A 19,196-nucleotide genomic window follows, 5' to 3' on the forward strand; every position below is an offset into this window, starting at 1 on the left:
TCGCACATCGCGTGCGGCGGATCACAAGGGCGCCGCGACGCAGCCCGGCGTGGCCGGCCGGCCCGCTACTTCCCACACAATCTCAGGAGAGAGCCTCATGAAGACCATCGGCGACAAGCTCGAAGCGTTCAAGGTGACCGGCGTCAAGCCCGGCTTCAACCATCACGAAGAAAACGGCGTCTCGGCTTTCGAAGAGATCACCGAAGCCAGCTTCGCCGGCAAGTGGAAGATCATCTACTTCTACCCGAAGGACTTCACCTTCGTCTGCCCGACCGAAATCGTCGGCTTCAACAAGCTGGCCAAGGACTTCGAAGACCGTGACGCCGTCCTGCTCGGTGGCTCGACCGACAACGAGTTCTGCAAGCTGGCCTGGCGCCGTGAGCACAAGGACCTCGACAAGCTCGGCCACTGGCAATTCGCCGACGTGACCGGCTCGCTCGTCGACCAGCTCGGCGTGCGCGAAAAGTCGGCCGGCGTCGCCCTGCGCGCCACCTTCATCGTCGATCCGGACAACACGATCCAGCACGTCTCGGTCAACAGCCTGAACGTCGGCCGCTCGCCGGAAGAAATCCTGCGTCTGCTCGACGGCCTGCAAACCGACGAGCTCTGCCCCTGCAACCGCGGCGTCGGTGGCGCCACGCTGTAATCGCGGCTTCATGGCCAATGCGCGGATGGCCATGCTGTCATCCGCCGATCAGCCCGCTCCGGCGGGCTTTTTCACCCGTGCCCGATAGGAGAAAACAATGGAATTTCTGACTTCGATCAAGGAAGCGATCCCCGATTACGCGAAGGACATCCGCCTGAATCTGGACGGCGTGATCGCACGTTCGTCGCTCGCACCCGAACAGGCCATCGGCGCTGCGCTCGCGGCGGCCTTTGCCGCGAAGAGCAAGTTCATCACCGATGCGATCCGCAATTCGGGCGCCCTGCCCGAGGCCGAGCTGAACGGCGCACTGACCGCCGCCGCGCTCATGGGCATGAACAACGCCTATTACCCCTTCGCCGAATACACCGGCGACAAGGAACTGCAAGGCTCGCCGGCCCAACTGCGCATGAATGCGTATGCGTCGAACGGCGGCACGACCAAGGTGAATTTCGAGCTGTTCGCGCTCGCTGCCTCGGTGGTCGGCAAGTGCCATTTCTGCATCAAGAGCCACTACGACCTGCTGCGGCAGCACGGCCTGACGATGCAGCAGCTCAAGGACGTGGGCCGCATCGCGGCGGTGGTGAATGCCGCCGCCCAGGTGCTGGCCGCCGAAGGTCGCTGATCGACGCGGGAGCCGCTCGGCTCCCGTCAGTCCGCCGCCCAGCGGATCTGCCAGACATCGTCCCCCCCGGCGATGCAGCGGTGCTCGGTGCCTATGCCCGGGACATGCAGCAGCCGATCGCCGAGCCACAGCAAGGGCGCACGTCGCCGAAGGGCCGGTGGCAATCCGAGCGACTGATACCAGTGCTTCAGCGAGCGCAGCGGTCGTCGCGGATCCATACCCAGCTGCTCGCCACCCTTGCGGGCGCGCGCCACGAGCGGTAATGAGCGCAGCAAGGCACCCGGAACGCCCAGGCTGGAGCAACGTTCAAAGCAAAAGCCGCCTGGCCAGCCAGTCGGTGACCAGTGCGCCTGCCCGTCCCATGCCAGCGTGTCCGCACTCGTGGATGCGGTGGACGGGCGCAGGCAATCAAGGCCACCCCGATGGCGCGACCACTGCCAGCCTTGCCAGCGCACATCGGGATCGGCATCTGGCGTGGCCAGGTTCATCTGCCGCCATGCCTGCACGAGCCAGGCTTCGGGCGGCGGTTCGACGCCAGAGCCTCGCCCCCAGAGTTGCAGCACCGAAGCCCGCCGGAAATCATCCAGCGCGGCCAGCCGCGCGAGATCGAGGGTCGGGCCGCGAAGTGCCTTGGCAAACTCCGGAAAACACAGTGCCGTCTGTCGGTTGGCCCGACAGGCAGCCAGATCGGATTGCGCCTGTGCCAGCAGCGAATCCGCCGCCGATGCGAGCAATCTGGTGCTGCGGCCTATCGTGCCGAGTGCCTGGGGTGCGATGTCGAGCAGCGGCGCGAGCACGCGATGCCTCAGGGCGTTGCGCAGATAGTCGTCGCTGGCATTGCTCGGGTCGTCGATCGGCTCCAGGCCGTAGTGCGCGAGATAGGCGGCGATTTCGGCTGGCTGGGAGTTGAGCATCGGACGCCACCGCACCAGCTCGCTACCGTCGACACGCCAGTCGCGCATCGCCGCCAGACCGCCCGGGCCGGCCCCGCGCAGCAGGCGCATCAGCAGGGTTTCCGCCTGATCGAGCGCGTGATGCCCAAGCGCGAGCACACCAACGCCCCGGACTGCGCACATCTCGGCGAGCGCTGCATAGCGGGCCGAGCGAGCAGCCGCCTCGACGCCCAGCTCCCTGACCGCCGTGACGTCCACTCGCCGCGCATCGGCAGCGACACCAAGCTGCGCCGCAGCCTCACCCACCTGCCAGGCCCAGTCGGCCGACGCCGGCTGCAAGCCGTGATCAACATGCAGGCAGACCAGCCGGAAGCCGAGCCGAGCCGACTGCCGCGCAAGTACATGGAGCAGCGCCGTCGAGTCCTTGCCGCCCGAACAGGCCACGGCAACGCCGCGCTCCCGCAAATGAAAAAGCCGTCGCTCGCACTCGGCAGCAACGGCTTGCTCGAACGGCGTGCCGATGATGGGCGTCTGAGCCGCCCCGACCGGCTCAGACGCCGCCGGTTTCCTTGAACTTGCCATGACCAAGAATGCGCTCGTGACGGGCTTCGAGCAGGTCCTTCACCTTCACGCCCTGGAACTGGCGCAGCGCATCGGCAAGCGCACGCTTGAGCAACTGTGCCATCGCCTGCGGATCACGATGCGCACCACCCAGCGGCTCGTTGACGATCTTGTCGATCAGGCCGAGAGCCTTGAGGCGATGCGCAGTGATGCCGAGGGTTTCAGCCGCCTCTGGCGCCTTGTCGGCACTCTTCCAGAGAATGGAAGCGCAGCCCTCTGGCGAAATGACCGAATATGTCGCGAATTGCAGCATCATCACGACATCGCCCATCGCAATGGCAAGCGCGCCACCGGAACCGCCTTCACCGATGATCGTGGTGATGATCGGCACCTGCAATTCAGCCATTGCATAAAGATTGTGGCCGATTGCCTCGGATTGACCGCGCTCTTCCGCGTCAATGCCCGGATAGGCTCCCGGCGTATCAACGAAAGTGAAGATAGGCAGATTGAACTTCTCGGCAAGGCGCATCAGACGCAGCGCCTTGCGATAGCCCTCGGGCTTCGGCATGCCGAAGTTGCGCAGCGTGCGCTCCTTGACGTCGCGGCCCTTCTGATGACCGATCACCATGACCGACTGGCCGTTGAAACGGGCCAGACCACCGACGATCGACTTGTCATCGGCGAAGGAACGATCGCCGTGCAATTCATGAAAGTCGGTGAAGATTTCGCGGACGTAATCGAGCGTATAGGGACGCTGCGGATGCCGCGCGACCTGCGAAACCTGCCAGGGCGTGAGCTTGCTGTAGATTTCCTTGGTCAATCCTTCCGACTTCTTCTGCAGTCGACGGATCTCTTCGGAAATGTCCACTGCGGAATCGTTCTGCACGAAACGCAATTCTTCGATCTTGGTTTCCAGTTCGGAAACGGCTTGCTCGAATTCGAGAAAAGTCGCTTTCACACGGCTCCTTTCATTCATCGATTCGCTTGATGCGAATGCTCAGTATTCGACCGGAATCGGATCCAGGCTGCGCCACAGATACCAGGTGGCGACGGTGCGCCACGGTTCCCAGTTGGCGGCAACCTCACGCGCCTCGCTGCGCGTGACCGGCTCGCCGCTGAAGTAATGCAGCCCGATGGCCTTGAGCAGACCGAGGTCGTCAATGGGAAAGACGTTCGGGCGCATCAGGTTGAAGATCAGGAACATCTCGGCGGTCCAGCGACCGATGCCTCGGATCGCGGTCAACTCGGCGATGATCGCCTCGTCCTCCATCGCATGCCAGTCATGGGCATGGATATGTCCATCGGCGAAATGCAGCGCAAGGTCGCGGATGTACTCCGTCTTGCGCTTGCTCAGACCACAGCCGCCGAGCGCCTCCGGCGTCAGCGCGACGACGGCTTCGGGCGCGACATCCCCGCAGGCGCCGCTCAGGCGCAACCAGATCGCATCGGCAGCCTTGGTGGAAATCTGCTGTCCGACGATGGCGCGCGCCAGCGTGGTGAAAGGTTCGCCGCGCGAACTCAGGTGCAGGCCCGGGTACTGGGGGATGAGCTTGCGCATGATGCGATCACGACCGATCAGCGCCTCGCGCGCCTCGTCCCAATACGCCGGCGCGACGCCCACAGGCGTGACCTCGGCCACTGTCTCGACCGCCTCGATGATCTTGGAGCGCTTGAGCGCGACCGACTTCACCGGCCCTTCCGCCGGAGTCACGCGCGTCGCCATGTTGTTCCTTGCGGGCCGTCTTCGAGCAGGATGCCGCGGGACTTGAGGTCATTGCGGATCTGGTCGGCGGCGGCGAAATCGCGCGCTTTCTTGGCGGCGATGCGCGCGGCGATAGCCGCCTCGATCTCAGCCGCCTCGTCGTCGGCCACGCCGCCACCCTGCAGGAATTCGCGCGGATCGCGCTGGGCAATGCCGAGCACGCCGGCGAGCAGCTTGAGCTGGCGCGCGAGCGCGGCGCTGCCGCTGCGGTTCACCTCAGTGGCAAGCTCGAACAGCGTCGCTACCGCGACCGGCGTGTTGAAGTCGTCATCCATCGCTGCGCGGAAGCGCTCGGCAAAGCTGTCGGTCCAGTCGAGCGCTTCGCCATCGGGCGTCACGGCACTGAGCGCGGTGTAGATGCGGCCGAGGCCAGCCTTGGCATCGTCGATGAGCGTGTCGGCGAAGTTGAACTGACTACGGTAGTGCGTGCGCAGCAGGAAGAAGCGCAGCACCTCGGCGTCCACCGTCTTGAGCACGTCGCGGATCGTGAAGAAGTTGCCGAGCGATTTCGACATCTTCTCGCCATCGACATTCACGAAGCCGTTGTGCATCCAGTAGTTGGCGAAGGTCTTGCCGCTGGCGCCCTCGCTCTGGGCGATCTCGTTCTCGTGGTGCGGGAACTGGAGGTCCGCGCCACCGCCGTGAATGTCGAAGGTCTCGCCCAGCACGTCGCAAGCCATGGCCGAGCACTCGATGTGCCAGCCGGGCCGGCCGCTGCCCCAGGGCGAATCCCATTTGGCCTCGGGCGGCTCCTCGGGTTTGGCGCGCTTCCAGAGCGCGAAGTCGAGCGGGTCCTGCTTGTCGGTATCGACCGCGACACGCTCGCCGGCGCGCAGTTCGTCGAGCGACTTGCCCGAGAGACGACCATAGCCGTCGAAGCTGCGCACGGCGTAGTTCACGTCGCCGGCGGCGGTCGGGTAGGCGTGGCCGCGTTCCTGCAGGCGGCCAATCATCGACAGCATCTGCGGGATGTACTGCGTTGCGCGCGGCTCGTGGTCGGGCGGCAGGATGCCGAGCGCGGCCGAGTCTTCATGCAGCGCATCGAGGAAGCGCGCGGTGAGCTGGCCGATGGTTTCGCCGTTTTCGACCGCGCGACGGATGATCTTGTCGTCGATGTCGGTCACGTTGCGCACGAAGGTCACGCGATAGCCCGAGGCGCGGAGCCAGCGCTGCACGACGTCGAAGCCCACGATCGAGCGCGCATGCCCGATATGGCAGTAGTCGTAGATCGTCATGCCGCACACATACATCCTCACTTCGCCTTCGACGATGGGCCGGAACGCTTCCTTGCGCCGGGTCAGCGTGTTGAAGATCTGGAGCATGTGGACGGTGTGCGGAAGCCGCGCCGAAGCGCGTGGGAGATGGCGGATGACTGCCCGACAAGCCTTGCCGGGACCGCATTTTTTGCGGTTGCTAGAATCGGGCGAAAGCCGCGAAGTATAGCAGCGCCCCTCGGCACGACCGACGGCGACTGGCGGCATCACTCATCGGAACCCGTCGCCGGAATGATCTTCAACCGCCTCCGCCCCCTGCTCGCTGCCGCCGCTGTCGCTGCCTGTCTGATCGCGGCCACGCCAGCGCGAGCCCAGCAGAGCGAGGACGAAGCCGCCCGCATCGAGACACTCGCGCGCCAGGGCGACGGCAGTGCCGCGCTCGGCCGCGCCGACAGCTGGATCGCCGCTCACCCCCGCGACGCTCGCGTGCGTTTCCTGCGCGGCGTGCTGCTCACCGACCAGCAGCGCATCGACGATGCGATCGCCGCCTTCACCGAACTCAACCGCGACTTCCCCGAACTCGCGGAGCCCTACAACAACCTCGCCGTGCTGCTCGCCTCGCAAGGCCGCTACGACGAGGCGCGCGCCGCGCTCGAATCCGCGATTCGCGCCGCGCCCGGCTATGCCCTCGCCTGGGAGAACCTCGGCGACGTGTACGTGCAGCTCGCCCAGCGCGCCTACGGCAGCGCCGCGCGGCTCGCGCCGGCCAACAACGCCGTGCCGCCCAAGCTCAGGGCCGTGCGCGCCGTGAGCGTCGCCGGCAAGTCCTGATCCGCCTCACCACAACAACGGAGACAACATGCGACTCATCCGCTGGACCGCCGGCATGGCGCTGATGGCAATCTCGCTCGCGGCCTCGGCCGCCGGGCCGCGCGTCGCGCTCGACACCAACCTCGGCCGCATCGTGCTGGAACTCGACGACGCCAAGGCGCCGGTCAGCACGGCCAATTTTCTCAAGTACGCAGGCGACGGCTTCTACGCCGGCACGGTATTCCACCGCGTCATCCCCGACTTCATGATCCAGGGCGGTGGCTACAACGCCGGCATGAAGGAAAAGCCGACCAATCCGCCGATCGCCAACGAAGGCAGGAACGGCCTGCGCAACCTGCGTGGCACGGTGTCGATGGCGCGTCGCGGTGATCCGGACTCCGCCACCTCGCAGTTCTTCATCAACGTCGTGGACAATCCGCGACTCGACTATCCCCAGCCCGACGGCTACGGCTATGCCGTGTTCGGGAAGGTCGTCGACGGCATGGACGTCGTCGACAAGATCCGCGCCCTGCCTACCGGCAGCCGCGCGGGCCACCAGAACGTCCCGCTCGATCCGGTCGTGATCGAGAAGGCGACCATCCTCAAGTAAAGGGCCTGCTCATGAGCACCATCATCCTTCGCACCAATCACGGTGACATCACGATCGAACTCGACGACGAGAAGGCTCCCAACTCGTCGGCCAACTTCATCGAGTACGTGAAGAGCGGCCATTACGACGGCACGATCTTCCACCGCGTCATCGACGGTTTCATGATCCAGGGCGGCGGCTTTGTGCCGGGCATGGACCAGAAGCCGACCGGCAAGCCGATCGACAACGAAGCCAACAACGGCCTCAAGAACAAGAAGTACACGCTGGCGATGGCGCGCACGAACGATCCGCATTCGGCGACCGCGCAGTTCTTCATCAACGTGAAGGACAACGACTTCCTCGACTTCCGCTCGCCGACGCCGCAGGGCTGGGGCTATGCCGTGTTCGGCAAGGTCACCGAGGGCACGGACGTGGTCGACAAGATCAAGGGCGTGAAGACGGGCACCAAGGGCTATCACCAGGACGTGCCGCTCGAAGACGTCGTCATCACCAAGGCCGAAGTCGTCTGACGTCGCGCATGGCGGGCCGTCTGAACCATCTGCGCTTCGACGGCCGCCGGCCGGTCCGCATCGTTTCGGACCTGCATCTCTGGGGCGATCGCCCCGCCACGCTGGCCCGCTTCGAGCACTGCATCGAGCGGGCCCGTGCTGACGCCGCGGCACTGCTCATCCTCGGCGATCTCTTCGAATACTGGGTCGGCGATGACGACCTCGGCTCGGCCGATATCGCGCCCGCCGCGCGCGCGCTCAAGGCCGCGACCGATGCCGGCCTGACGGTCGGCTTCCTGCCCGGCAACCGCGATTTCCTCATCGGCCGGCGCTTCGCGCGCGCGACCGGCGTGACGCTGCTCGCCGACGAAGTCGCGCTCGACGTGGGCGGCTTCCGTGCCTGGCTCATGCATGGCGACACGCTCTGCACCGACGACGTCGGCTACCAGCGCTTTCGCCGCATCACCCGCCTGCCCGGCCTCGCTTGGGTCTGGAACCACACCGCGCTCGCCTGGCGCCACGAACGCATCGCCGCGATGCGTCGCGCTAGCAAACAGCGCAAGCGCTCGACCGGGCTGCAAGCCTGGATGGATGCGACGCCGCCCGCCATCGCCGCCGCCTTCGCGACCGCCGCGCGCCGTCTGCCAGGCTGCATCACGCTGATCCACGGCCACACCCACCGACCCGCCGTGCACGACGAAGGCGACGGCCGCCGGCGCTGGGTGCTGCCCGACTGGGAATTCGACGGCACGCCCGAGCCCCGCGGCGGCGGCGTCGAGATCACGCCCGAGGGCGTGCGCTGGTTCAGCGCCTGAACGCCACGGCGGATCAGCGCTGGCCTCGCCCGCCGTCGGACGCACTTCGTGCGACGCGCGGCTCAGCGCCTGATCGACCGCACGATCATCTGCTTGCACAAGCCGCGCAGCAGCTGCACCTCCTCGCGCTCCAGCCGCGTGCGCGCGAACAGTCGGCGCAGGCGCTCGAACAGCTTCTTCGGATGCGCGGGCTGGATGAATTCCACCGCCACGCAGGCTTCGTAGAGGTGCTCCATGAAGCGCTCGACCTCCTCGTGGCTCGCGTAGTCGGGCCGCTCCTCGTCGAGCGCGCGCGTGCCGATCACGCCGAAGGCGCGGCGCAGCTCGTAAGCCACGATCTGGAGCGCCTGCGCGACGTTGAGCGACGAGTACTCCGGATCGGCGTCGATCTGGGTGAAGCGGTCGCAGCGTTGCAGCTGCTCCTTGCTGAGGCCGGTGCGCTCGGTGCCGAACACGAAGGCAACGCGCGTCGCCGGCGCGGCCAGCTCGCCGACTGCCTCGACGCAGGCGTCGCGCACATCAAGCTGGGGCGGCGCGAAATCGCGTGTGCGCGCCGAGAGGCCGTAGACGAGCGAGCAATCGGCGACGGCTGCGTCGAGGCTGTCGTACACGCGCGCGGCCTCCAGCACGTCGATGGCGCTGCTCGCGAAGGCGATCGACTCCTCCTGCGCGAGCGGCCCGCCGAAGCGCGGCACCACCACGCGCAGCACGCCGTCGGTCATGCCGAAGCCCATCGTCTTCATCGCGCGCGCGGCCGAGCCGACATTGCCCGGATGGCTGGGATTGACGAGCACGAAGCAGGCGCGCGCGCGGCGGATGGCGTCGTCGCTGTCGCCCGCGGAGGCGGCGCTGACCGGGGAGGCGGAAGAAACGGCGGATACGCCGCCCGAAGCGCCGTCCGGCGCGGAAGCTTGAAGATTCATGGGGTTGCTGACTGGCGCGGGGGTGGTCGCGGGTAGAATCGCCCGACTTTTTTCAGGCCCGGGCAGCGCGATGCGCCCTGCCCCGCGCGGATACCGCAGACCCCGCGCCGACGGCCTGACCGCTCCTTCAAACATCGACCGGCGCGCCCCGCAACTGTGAGCGCGGCGCCCGGCTTCAACGGCTGGGCATTATGAATCCCCTGGGCAGCAATCCCTACATCAATACCGCCATCAAGGCGGCGCGCAAGGCAGGCAGCATCATCAACCGCGCGAGCATGGACCTCGACCTCGTCAAGGTCGGCAACAAGGGCCCGAACGACTTCGTGACCGAGGTCGATCAGGCGGCCGAGGCCGCCATCATCGAGACGCTGCTCACGGCCTATCCCAACCACGCCGTCCTCGGCGAGGAAACCGGCGAGACCGGTGCCCAGCAAGACCCCGACAACGAATTCACCTGGATCATCGACCCGCTCGACGGGACGACCAACTTCATCCACGGCTTCCCGCAGTACGCGGTGTCGATCGCGCTGCGCCACAACGGCGTGATCACCCAGGGCGTCATCTACGACCCGACGCGCAACGAGCTGTTCACCGCCTCGCGCGGCCGCGGCGCCTTCCTGAACGAAAAGCGCATCCGCGTGAGCAAGCGCGTCAAGTTCCAGGAAGCGCTCATCGGCACCGGCTTCCCGTTCCGCGCGAGCCATGCCGACCCCGAACTGTTCGACCGCTACATGCGCCTGTTCCGCTCGCTGACGATGCGCTGCGCCGGCCTGCGCCGTCCGGGCGCCGCCGCGCTCGACCTGGCCTACGTCGCCTGCGGCCGCTACGACGCCTTCTTCGAATACGCCCTCAAGCCCTGGGACATCGCCGCCGGCACGCTGATGGTGCTGGAGGCCGGCGGCCTCGTGAGCGACTTCCAGGGCAACGACAGCTACATGGACAGCGGCAATACCGTCGCGGGCTCGCCCAAGATCTTTGCCCAGCTCGTCGCGATGACCGGCGAGGCACGCTGACCGATGGCACGCAAGCCGGCGCCCGCAGCGGCGCCCGGCGGAGAGGCGGCGCACACGCCGCTGATGCAGCAATACCTGCGCATCAAGTCCGAGCACCCGGGGCTGCTCGTCTTCTTCCGCATGGGCGACTTCTATGAACTGTTCTACGACGACGCCGAGAAGGCTTCGCGCCTGCTGAGCATCACGCTCACGACGCGCGGCCAGTCGGCCGGGCTGCCGGTGCGCATGGCCGGCGTGCCGGTGCATGCCTGCGACGGCTATCTGGCCAAGCTCGTGCGCATGGGCGAGTCGGTGGCGATCGCCGAGCAGATCGGCGATCCGGCGCTGGCCAAGGGGCTGGTCGAGCGCAAGGTGGTGCGCATCGTCACGCCGGGCACGGTCACCGATCCGCAACTGCTCGCAGCCAAGCGCGACACGGTGCTGCTGGCGGTGAGCCAGGCGCCGTTGGCGCCGGCCACGCGCAAGGGGCCGCCGCCGGTGCCGATGCTCGGCCTCGCGACGCTCAATCTCGCGGTCGGCGAACTGGTGCTGGAGGAGATTCCGGCCGCGCGCTGGACCGCGACGCTGGAGCGCATCGGGCCGTCGGAGCTGCTCGTGGCCGATGGCGCGGCGCGGCTCGACCTGCCGCCGGGCCTCGCGCGCACGACCATCCCCGAGTGGCATTTCGACGTCGAGCGTGGCGCGGACGCGTTGCGCCATCAGTTCGGCGTCGCGACGCTCGACGGCCTGGGCGCGGGGCGGCTGAAGCCGGCGCTCGGGGCGGCGGGCGCAGTGCTGCGCTATGCGCGCGAGACGCAGGGCGGCGGCGCGTCGCTGCGCACTGCGGCGCCCGCGTGGGCCGATGAAGCCTCCTCCGCAACGACGGGCCGTGACGCGATGGCGTCACGCGGCATCGGCGCCAGCGCCAACCCGGCAACCAGCGGCGCCTCCGCCCAGCGCGCCGACGCCGGCCAGCGCCTCGCCCACCTCAACCAGCTGCGCGTCGCGCGCGAGAGCGATCTCGTGCTGCTCGACGCCGTCACCCGCCGCAACCTCGAAATCACCGAGCCGTTGCGCGGCGAACAGGCCGGCGCCGACGCGCCCACGCTGTTCCGCGAACTCGACGCCTGCGCGACCGGCATGGGCAGCCGCCTGTTGCGCCACTGGCTGCACCATCCGCGCCGCGACGCCCGCGCGATCGGCGCGCGCCATGCCGCGATCGACAGCCTGCTCGACCACGAGGCGCGCGAGCCCGGCCACGCCAGCCAGCTCGCCCGGCTGCTGCACGACTTCGGCGACATCGACCGCGTCGCCGCGCGCATCGCGCTGCGCTCGGTACGCCCGCGCGAACTTGCCGGCCTGTTGCGTGACCTGCACGCCCTGCCCGAGCTGCGCGCCGTCATCGACCAGGCCATCCACGCCGCCGACGGCCTCGCCCGCCCCGACAGCGACGACCGCAATGCCCAGCGCGAGCTGGCCAGCGCGATCGGCGCCGACGCGGTGCTCGGCATCGACGGCAGCACCGCCGGCTTCGCCCTCACCGACGACCCCGACGCCTCGGTCAGCCTGCTCGCCGCCTGCGCCGACACCCTCGTGCCGCCGCAGATCGGCCTCGACCTGCTCGGCGCGCTCGCCGACGAGCCCGCCGCCAACATCCGCGACGGCGGCGTGTTCGCGCCCGGCGTCGACATCGAACTCGACGAACTGCGCGCGCTCCAGACCGGCCACGGCGACTTCCTCATGCTGCTGGAAGCGCGCGAGCGCGAGCGCAGCGGCATCCCCAACCTGCGCGTCGAGTTCAACCGCGTGCAGGGTTTCTATATCGAGCTGCCCGCGAGCCAGTCGGCGCGCGCACCGGCCAACTACCAGCGCCGCCAGACGCTCAAGAACGTCGAGCGCTACATCACGCCCGAACTCAAGGCCTTCGAGGACAAGGTGCTCGGCGCCCAGGAACGCGGCCTCGCGCGCGAGAAGGCGCTGTGGGAAGACCTGCTGGACGCGCTTACGCCGCTGGTGCCAACGCTCCAGGGCATCGCCCGCGCGGTCGCGCGCATCGATGTTCTGCAAGCGCTTGCAAGGACGGCGCGCGACCGGCGCTGGGTGCGGCCGCGCTTCGTTGCGCAACCGACGCTCGTGGTGCGGCGCGGCCGCCATCCGGTGGTCGAGGCGCAACTGGAGCGCGACGGCCACGGCAAGGAGAGCTTCGTCGCCAACGACCTGAGGCTCGACGCCGCGCGCCGCATGCTGCTCGTGACCGGCCCGAACATGGGCGGCAAGAGCACCTACATGCGGCAGGCGGCGCTGATCGCGCTGCTCGCTTACGCGGGCAGCTTCGTGCCGGCCGATGAGGCGACGCTCGGGCCGATCGACGCGATCTACACCCGCATCGGCGCCGCCGACGATCTGGCCCAGGGCCGCTCGACCTTCATGGTCGAGATGACCGAGACCGCCGCCATCCTCAACCAGGCCACGCAGCACAGCCTGGTGCTGATGGATGAGGTCGGACGCGGCACCAGCACCTTTGACGGCATGGCGCTCGCAAGCGCCATCGCGCAAACGCTTGCATTGCGCAACCGTTCGCTCGCGCTGTTCTCCACCCACTACTTCGAGCTGACCGAACTCGCGAGCACGCTCGACGGCGTCGCCAATGTGCATGTGACCGCGGCCGAGCATCGCGGCGGCATCGTCTTCCTGCATGCGGTGCAGGAAGGCGCGGCGAGTAAGAGCTACGGCCTTCAGGTGGCGCGGCTCGCGGGCGTGCCCGAAAGCACCCTGCATCTCGCGCGCAAGCTGCTCGCCAAGCTAGAGGCGCAGGCGCGCGACAGCGGCCCGCAGCTCGGCCTGTTCGCGGAGGACGCGGCCGACGACACGAGCGTCAGCCTGCATCACGCCATCGTCGATGACGACCCCTTCGCCGACCTGCCGCCGGCCGAGCCGGCCACGCCGCCGGCGTTGCTCGCCATCCTCGACGAGATCCGCGAACTCGACGCCGACGCGCTCAGCCCGCGCGAGGCGCAATCGCGCCTCTACGACTGGGTGACACGGCTGCGCGAACTCTGAAGCAGACGTGCGAAGGCAAGGCCAGGCTTCGCCCCCGGCCTTGCCGCCGCAGGCTCAGTGCAGCGTGCCGCCGCGCCGGTCGAGTTCTCGATCCAGCTCCGGATCGTTGCCGTCGTCCGACTCTTCGAAGCCGTCATCGTCATCGACCGAACGATCGACCACGCGGAACAGCGCTTCCTCATTGCTGACGTGGCCCTGCTCGATCTCCTCCTCGGTGGCAGGGCGCACATCATCGACGCGCACCCACACGCGCAGCGCGAGGCCCGCGAGCGGATGGTTGCCGTCGAGCACGGCCACCTCGTCGGTCAGATCGGTGACGCGCCACAGCAGCGGCTCATCTCCGACGTCTTCGCCGTCGGCAGGCACGCCCTCGAACTGCATGCCGGGTTCCAGCTCGTCGGGCAGCTCGGCGCGGGGCACGACGCGCAGCAGTTCGGCGTCGTAATCGCCAAAGGCATCCTCGGGTTCGAGGTGGAACTCCGATTCGAAGCCGGCCAGCTGGCCAGCCAGTCGCTCCTCGATCTTCTCGAAGAAATCGCCACAACCGTGCAGGTACACGAGCGGCTCGCTGCCGGGATCAAGATTTTCGCCCTGGGCATCGTCAATTCGATAACGCAGGGTGACGACAGTGTTTTCGGCAATCTCCATGGCCGAACCTCCAGGAAAAGCGGGTGCAGTAAAGTCGCGGCCATTATGAGCGACACCCAGAAGAAGCCCGCCGCCGTTGCCGGCGGAAATACCCCCTCGCCCGCCGGCCTCAAGAAGATTCTCGGAGGCATGAGCGTTGACAAATTTCTCGCCGAGCATTGGCACCGCGAACCGCTGTTCATCAAGGGCGCGGTCGATCCGGCCCGGCTCTCGATACCACCGCAGGAAGTCCTCCACCTCGCCGCCGACGACCGCGTCGAATCGCGTCTCGTGCAGAAGCGCAAGGATAGCTGGGCGCTCGGTCACGGCCCCTTCGACAGCCTGCCGAAGGCGAAGCGCGACTGGACCGTGCTCGTGCAGGGCGTGAACCTGCACCATCCCGCCGCCGACGCGCTGCTCGACGACTTCCGCTGCCTGCCGCATGCCCGCCTCGACGACGTGATGATCAGCTACGCGGTTGAGGGCGGCGGCGTCGGCCCGCATTTCGACTCCTACGACGTCTTCCTCATCCAGGCCCATGGCACGCGCCGCTGGCGCATTTCGGCCCAGCGCAACCTCGATCTCGTGCCCGACCTGCCGCTCAAGATCCTCGCCAACTTCGAGCACGAGCAGGAATTCATCTGTGAACCAGGCGACCTCCTCTACCTGCCGCCGCGCTACGCCCACGATGGCGTGGCGCTCGACGAATGCATGACCTGGTCGGTCGGTTTTCGCGCCCCGGCACTCGGCGAACTCGCCCTCGCCTTTCTCGAACGCTGCGCCGAGCATTCCGCCGATCTCGTGAATGAAGAGCGCTATTCCGATCCCGGTCTGAAACGCCCGCGCCATCCTGCCGCCGTGCCTGACGGAATGGTCGATGCCGTCGAAGCCGAATTGCGTCGCATGAAATTCGATCGCGCGCGAATCGCCGACTTTCTTGCCGAATGCCTCAGCGAGCCAAAACCCGGCGTCATCTTCGACGCGCCGCCGCGCCCGCTGTCATTTGTCCGGTTCATGCAGGGCATTGCGCGCCAGGGCCTGCGACTTTCGCCCGCCACGCTGATGCTGCATACGCCACGCGAAGTGTCGATCAATGGCGAATCCTTCGACGCGACCGACAGTGAAGGCCGCTGGTTGCGGCAATTCGCCGATCGCCGCCATGCAACGGCCGACGAATGCGTGATGCTCGACGAGAATCTCGCCGAATGCCTGCATGACTGGTATCGCGCAGGCTGGTTGCTGATCGGGCGATCGTCGAGCTGATCACTGCGGAATCGGAGGTTGCATGAATGAAACGCCCGCCAATTCATTCGAGGCATTCCAGTTGCGCAGCGAACTGCAGGCCGTGCTCCTAGCCGCCATCGGACTCGCACGGCAGGAACTATTGTTCTACGACCCCGATTACACGGGCTGGCCAATGAATGACGCCAATATGCTCGCGGCAATCGATCAATTTCTGACCAGCAATCGTGCGGCGAAACTCCGACTCGCTGCGCGATCGAACCAGCATTTGCTGCGCGACTGCCCGCGACTCGTCAGTCTGCTTTCTCGCCACAGTGATCGGGTGCAATCAGCTTGTCCGACGGATGTGCTCGCACTGCCGGCTGAAAGCCTGTTGATTGCCGATTCGATGCATGCGATGCGACTGCCCGATTCATCCCGTCCACGCGGTGTGTTTCGCCGGAATGACAGCGGCTACGCACTGATCCTGCGCAACCGCTTCGATGAAATCTGGCAACACTGCGATGCGCGAATCAATGTCAACCCGCTGGGTATTTGATGGCCGTCGCTTGATGCCAACGCTTGTGTAATCAGTTGTATGAGTTGTACGGCGGGCGCCGGCCAAACGGCCATTAGGCCCGCCAAACGGGGAGTGAAGTCCCGTATCCGTTATAAAATCCTGCCCAAGCCGAGCCAAGGCTTGGTCCGCATTACCGACGAGTTCGAGTTTGCCGGACCCAACTCGTCGGCCATGAATCGCATTGCCTGCGACCCACCTCACATCTTCAAAGTACAAGGACTCACCATGAAGAAATCGCTGCTCGTTGCTTCGCTGCTCGCCGTTGCCCTCGCCGCCTGTGGCGAAAAGCCCGCGCCGGCTCCCGCGCCCGAACCCACCCCGGCGCCGGCCCCCGCGCCCGCCGCCGAACCGGCGCCGGCCCCGGCCGCTGAACCGGCTCCGGCCCCCGCTGCCGAGCCAGCCCCGGCTCCCGCCCCGGCCACCGAAGAAAAGAAGTAATCTTTTCTTCACGAGCAAAAAAGCCGACCCTTGGGTCGGCTTTTTTATTTCCCGCCGTCGAAAGTCATGGCACCGAAACGGGGATGGCGCAATTCAGATCTCGACCCAGTCGAATCCATCCTGCTGGCTGGCCAGCAATATTTCTGCGGGGTTGCAATTCAACACTGCCGCAAGTGCCGCAGCCGCAAGCTCAGGCTGATTGTTCTGCCGACTCAAATGCGCGGCATGCAAGTGCTTCAACCGATCACGCTCGATTGCTGCCAGGATCGCAGCCGCCGCCGAATTGGACAGATGCCCGTAATTGCCCGCGATCCGCGCCCTGACGCTCGGCGGATAAGAAGAAGCCGCGAGCAACGCCGGATCGTGATTGCATTCCAGCACCAACCCGTCACAACCGGTGAGCATGTCGAGAATGAATGGCGTAGCGCTGCCAACATCCGTCAGCACCCCGAGGCGAGCACGGCCGTCGGAGAACACGAATTGCGTCGGTTCGCGTGCATCGTGCGGGACCGGGAAGGGCCTGATGTCGAGGCCGTTGATCTCGAAGCGGGTGTGGCTGCAGATCGGTCGCCATCGCACACCGGTCTCGTCCGGCAATCGCAGTGCGATGCCGGTGCCGTGGGATGAATGCACCGGGATGCCGTAACGGCGCGCCAGTCGGGCTACACCACTTCCATGATCGCCATGCTCATGCGTGACCAGGATGGCATCAAGCGACTCCGGTTCGATACCGCGCGCCACCAGACGCCGGACAACCTCCCGCACGCCGAAGCCGCAATCCAGCAGGATCCGTGTCGGTCGCTGCGTCGCGGCCCGGGCCTCGATCACGAGGGCATTGCCCTCGCTGCCGCTACCCAGGCTCGTGTAACGCAGCGACGCCATCCGCCTTCGCTTACTTGAGCTCGCCCTGAAGCAGTTCGAGGATGCGCGCGGTCGACTCGGACTTGTCCTGACCACCCTCGGTCGGCTGCACGGTCACGCGCGTGCCGGAGCCCGACTCCTTGACCGAAACCTTGAACTGCCGCGCGACGTTTGCCGGCTTGGCGCCAAACATGCGCGCGAAGAAGCCCGGGTCTTCCTCGGTTTCCTTGCCCGGGGGCACGAAACGCACGCCGTACACGCCAGCCGTCCGGTCGCGCGTCTCGACCGTGAAGCCGCCGCGATCGAGCGCGATGCCGACGCGACGCCAGCCGCGATCGATCGGATCGTCGAGCTGGAGCGCGTCGCCGACGATACGCGCGCGCGCGGCGGGCACGGCGGCAGTGAGGTTAGCGACCTCGGTCGCGGCGCTCGCCTCGGGCAGACCGAAGCGCACCAGCAGGCGTTGCAGGAACTCGCCTTCGAGTGAGGGATCGTTCGGGCGCGGCTGCCAGATCGTCGAATCCTTCTGACCAACGAGCACTTCCTCCATGCCGCGATGCGTGAGATAGACCTCGGTACCACCTGGCACGCGCTCCAGACGCACGCGGAAGAGATCGCGCGTGCCAGTGTCGTAGAGCGAGTCGAACACACGGCCGATCGTGCGGCGCAGGAAATCCTGCGGCAGCTTGGCGCGGTTCTCGGCCCAGTCGGTTTCCATCACGCCGGACTGAGCGTCCTGGTAGCGCAGCGCGAAACCGTTGGACTCCCAGAACTTGGTGATCACCGGCCAGACGTCCTCGGCCGGCTGGTCGATCAACAGGTAGCGTACCGAACCGTCACGGCGCAGATGCGCAACCGGACTGGTCGGCAGCACACCCGAGGGCGACGTCGTAGTCGTCGGGGCCTTGGCCATGGCCGACGCGGTCGTGCTCTGGGGCACGGCGTAGCGGTCGTCCTTGGGCAGCGTGCTCAGATCGGGCGGCACTTCCAGGCGCGGCGCGGCCTGGGCCTTGGCGTCGCTCTTGTAATCGATCTTCGAGCCTTCGAAGGTGGTCGTGCAACCGGCGAAGGCAAGCGCGACGAGCGTCGCGATGCCGGTCCGCAGGGCGGAAACAGGCGCGGAACGGGACATGAATACCTGGCGGGGAATTACAGGACGCCGGCGCTGAACAGCGCGGCTTCGACGACCGGGCGGGCGCCCTCGGAAAGCTGGACCAGCGGCAGACGGATGCCCGTGCCGATGTGGCCCATGCGATGCAGTGCCCACTTGGTCGGCGCCGGATTCGACTCGACGAAGAGCTTCGTGTGCAGGTCGAACAGCTTGTCGTTGATGGCGCGGGCGCGGGCAATGTTGCCTTCGCGCGCGGCGGCGCACATCTCGCTCATCGCGCGCGGAGCGACATTGGCCGTGACCGAGATGACGCCTGTGCCGCCCATGAGCATGTAGGCGAGCGCGCTGTCGTCGTTGCCCGAGTACAGGCCGAATTCCTTGCCCTTCGGCAGCTGTCGCAGCAGCTCGACATGGCGCACGAGGTCGCCGGTCGCGTCCTTGAGGCCGACGATGCCGGGCAGCTCGGCCAGGCGCAGGACGGTCGCGTTCTGCAGATCGGCGACGGTACGACCGGGCACGTTGTAGAGGTAGAGCGGCAGGTCTTCCGCCTCGGACACCGCCTTGAAGTGCTGGAACAGCCCTTCCTGCGTCGGCTTGTTGTAGTACGGGACCACCGACAGCTGGGCATTGGCGCCAACCTTGCGCGCCGCCTTGGCCAGCTCGACGGCCTCGCGGGTGGCGTTGGCGCCGGTGCCCGCGATGACGGGCACACGACCCGCCGCCTGCTCGACCGTCACGCGCACGAGCTCGATGTGTTCATCGAAATCGACCGTAGGCGATTCGCCGGTCGTGCCGACGATGACGATGCCGTTCGTGCCTTCTGCGATGTGCCAGTCGACCAGCTTGCGCAGGCCATCGAAATCGAGCGTGCCATCGGCATGCATGGGGGAGACGATGGCGACGATGCTGCCGTGAATCATGGAATTGGCCGTCAAATTCAAAGCGTTGGATTGTACGTGATG

Annotated in this window: 20 protein-coding genes; 11 read left to right on the top strand and 9 right to left on the bottom strand. The window is 66.8% G+C overall.

Going from position 1 to position 19,196, the window contains the following annotated elements; all coding sequences use genetic code 11:
• The first annotated feature begins 97 nt into the window (after positions 1-97).
• Together H566_RS0110355 and H566_RS0110360 are read left to right on the top strand one after the other, a co-directional pair.
• A complete protein-coding gene (locus H566_RS0110355; RefSeq protein ID WP_028311389.1) occupies positions 98-646 on the top strand; it encodes a peroxiredoxin in 549 nt (182 codons plus the stop codon).
• A 97-nt stretch (positions 647-743) separates the two neighbouring features.
• Entirely contained in the window at positions 744-1,268 is a 525-nt protein-coding gene (locus tag H566_RS0110360) for a carboxymuconolactone decarboxylase family protein (protein WP_028311390.1), read from the top strand.
• 26 nt (positions 1,269-1,294) lie between these two features.
• On the opposite strand, the gene tilS is transcribed toward H566_RS0110360, so the two are convergent.
• Genes tilS through cysS form a run of 4 tightly spaced genes read right to left on the bottom strand, consistent with a single transcriptional unit; the run spans position 1,295 to position 5,806 of the window.
• Positions 1,295-2,743, bottom strand: coding sequence for a tRNA lysidine(34) synthetase TilS (tilS, locus tag H566_RS24260; RefSeq protein ID WP_051378534.1), 1,449 nt, complete (start codon positions 2,741-2,743; stop codon positions 1,295-1,297).
• Entirely contained in the window at positions 2,712-3,698 is a 987-nt protein-coding gene (locus tag H566_RS0110370; protein ID WP_028311391.1) for an acetyl-CoA carboxylase carboxyltransferase subunit alpha, read from the bottom strand. The genes tilS and H566_RS0110370 overlap by 32 nt, the downstream gene beginning before the upstream one ends.
• A 21-nt stretch (positions 3,699-3,719) precedes the next feature.
• Positions 3,720-4,445, bottom strand: a complete 726-nt coding sequence (locus H566_RS0110375) for a DNA-3-methyladenine glycosylase family protein (protein ID WP_084544943.1) — start codon at positions 4,443-4,445, stop codon at positions 3,720-3,722.
• Positions 4,430-5,806 (bottom strand): cysteine--tRNA ligase, encoded by a 1,377-nt coding sequence (gene cysS / locus H566_RS0110380; RefSeq protein WP_028311393.1) that lies wholly within the window; start codon positions 5,804-5,806, stop codon positions 4,430-4,432. Before cysS ends, H566_RS0110375 begins: the two co-directional genes overlap by 16 nt.
• Before the next feature lie 183 nt (positions 5,807-5,989).
• Between cysS and H566_RS24265 the strand changes: the two genes are divergently transcribed.
• Genes H566_RS24265 through H566_RS0110400 form a run of 4 tightly spaced genes read left to right on the top strand, consistent with a single transcriptional unit; the run spans position 5,990 to position 8,421 of the window.
• Positions 5,990-6,529, top strand: a complete 540-nt coding sequence (locus H566_RS24265; protein ID WP_051378537.1) for a tetratricopeptide repeat protein — start codon at positions 5,990-5,992, stop codon at positions 6,527-6,529.
• 55 nt (positions 6,530-6,584) lie between these two features.
• On the top strand, positions 6,585-7,118 hold the full coding sequence (locus H566_RS0110390; protein ID WP_245591342.1) for a peptidylprolyl isomerase: 534 nt from the start codon (positions 6,585-6,587) through the stop codon (positions 7,116-7,118).
• Between the two features lie 11 nt (positions 7,119-7,129).
• Complete coding sequence (locus tag H566_RS0110395) at positions 7,130-7,627, top strand: peptidylprolyl isomerase (protein WP_028311395.1); 498 nt, start codon at positions 7,130-7,132, stop codon at positions 7,625-7,627.
• Between the two features lie 8 nt (positions 7,628-7,635).
• Positions 7,636-8,421, top strand: coding sequence for a UDP-2,3-diacylglucosamine diphosphatase (locus H566_RS0110400; protein ID WP_051378539.1), 786 nt, complete (start codon positions 7,636-7,638; stop codon positions 8,419-8,421).
• 62 nt (positions 8,422-8,483) lie between these two features.
• Here the strand turns inward: H566_RS0110400 and H566_RS0110405 are convergent, their stop codons facing one another.
• A complete protein-coding gene (locus H566_RS0110405; RefSeq protein ID WP_084544944.1) occupies positions 8,484-9,344 on the bottom strand; it encodes an RNA methyltransferase in 861 nt (286 codons plus the stop codon).
• 191 nt (positions 9,345-9,535) lie between these two features.
• Here H566_RS0110405 and H566_RS0110410 point away from each other — a divergent pair, with 191 nt between their 5' ends.
• Positions 9,536-10,357 carry an inositol monophosphatase family protein gene (locus H566_RS0110410; RefSeq protein ID WP_034411048.1) on the top strand — a complete coding sequence of 274 codons (822 nt, stop codon included), beginning with the start codon at positions 9,536-9,538 and terminating at the stop codon, positions 10,355-10,357.
• A gap of 3 nt (positions 10,358-10,360) precedes the next feature.
• Positions 10,361-13,396 (top strand): DNA mismatch repair protein MutS, encoded by a 3,036-nt coding sequence (gene mutS, locus H566_RS0110415; RefSeq protein ID WP_051378541.1) that lies wholly within the window; start codon positions 10,361-10,363, stop codon positions 13,394-13,396.
• A 54-nt stretch (positions 13,397-13,450) separates the two neighbouring features.
• On the opposite strand, the gene H566_RS24270 is transcribed toward mutS, so the two are convergent.
• The gene (locus tag H566_RS24270) at positions 13,451-14,044 is read right to left on the bottom strand and encodes an FKBP-type peptidyl-prolyl cis-trans isomerase (RefSeq protein ID WP_051378543.1); all 594 of its coding nucleotides are present in this window, start codon (positions 14,042-14,044) and stop codon (positions 13,451-13,453) included.
• On the opposite strand from H566_RS24270, the gene H566_RS24275 reads away from it, so the two are divergent.
• From H566_RS24275 to H566_RS30555, 3 genes are all read left to right on the top strand, one after another.
• On the top strand, positions 13,943-15,286 hold the full coding sequence (locus H566_RS24275) for a JmjC domain-containing protein (protein ID WP_245591327.1): 1,344 nt from the start codon (positions 13,943-13,945) through the stop codon (positions 15,284-15,286). The two genes, H566_RS24270 and H566_RS24275, sit on opposite strands and share 102 nt — an antisense overlap.
• Before the next feature lie 22 nt (positions 15,287-15,308).
• Positions 15,309-15,803 carry a DUF7931 domain-containing protein gene (locus H566_RS28930; RefSeq protein ID WP_156924371.1) on the top strand — a complete coding sequence of 165 codons (495 nt, stop codon included), beginning with the start codon at positions 15,309-15,311 and terminating at the stop codon, positions 15,801-15,803.
• A gap of 93 nt (positions 15,804-15,896) precedes the next feature.
• Entirely contained in the window at positions 15,897-16,262 is a 366-nt protein-coding gene (locus H566_RS30555; RefSeq protein WP_156924372.1) for a hypothetical protein, read from the top strand.
• 93 nt (positions 16,263-16,355) lie between these two features.
• Here H566_RS30555 and H566_RS0110435 read toward each other — a convergent pair whose 3' ends face one another.
• From H566_RS0110435 to dapA, 3 genes are read right to left on the bottom strand one after another with little or no spacing between them, the layout of a single operon-like run.
• On the bottom strand, positions 16,356-17,135 hold the full coding sequence (locus H566_RS0110435) for an MBL fold metallo-hydrolase (protein ID WP_028311401.1): 780 nt from the start codon (positions 17,133-17,135) through the stop codon (positions 16,356-16,358).
• Between the two features lie 19 nt (positions 17,136-17,154).
• Complete coding sequence (bamC, locus tag H566_RS0110440; protein ID WP_051378546.1) at positions 17,155-18,255, bottom strand: outer membrane protein assembly factor BamC; 1,101 nt, start codon at positions 18,253-18,255, stop codon at positions 17,155-17,157.
• A 17-nt stretch (positions 18,256-18,272) separates the two neighbouring features.
• A complete protein-coding gene (dapA, locus tag H566_RS0110445) occupies positions 18,273-19,154 on the bottom strand; it encodes a 4-hydroxy-tetrahydrodipicolinate synthase (RefSeq protein WP_028311403.1) in 882 nt (293 codons plus the stop codon).
• Positions 19,155-19,196 lie beyond the last annotated feature (42 nt).

The sequence above is a fragment of the Derxia gummosa DSM 723 genome, assembly GCF_000482785.1.
Classification (GTDB): domain Bacteria; phylum Pseudomonadota; class Gammaproteobacteria; order Burkholderiales; family Burkholderiaceae_E; genus Derxia; species Derxia gummosa.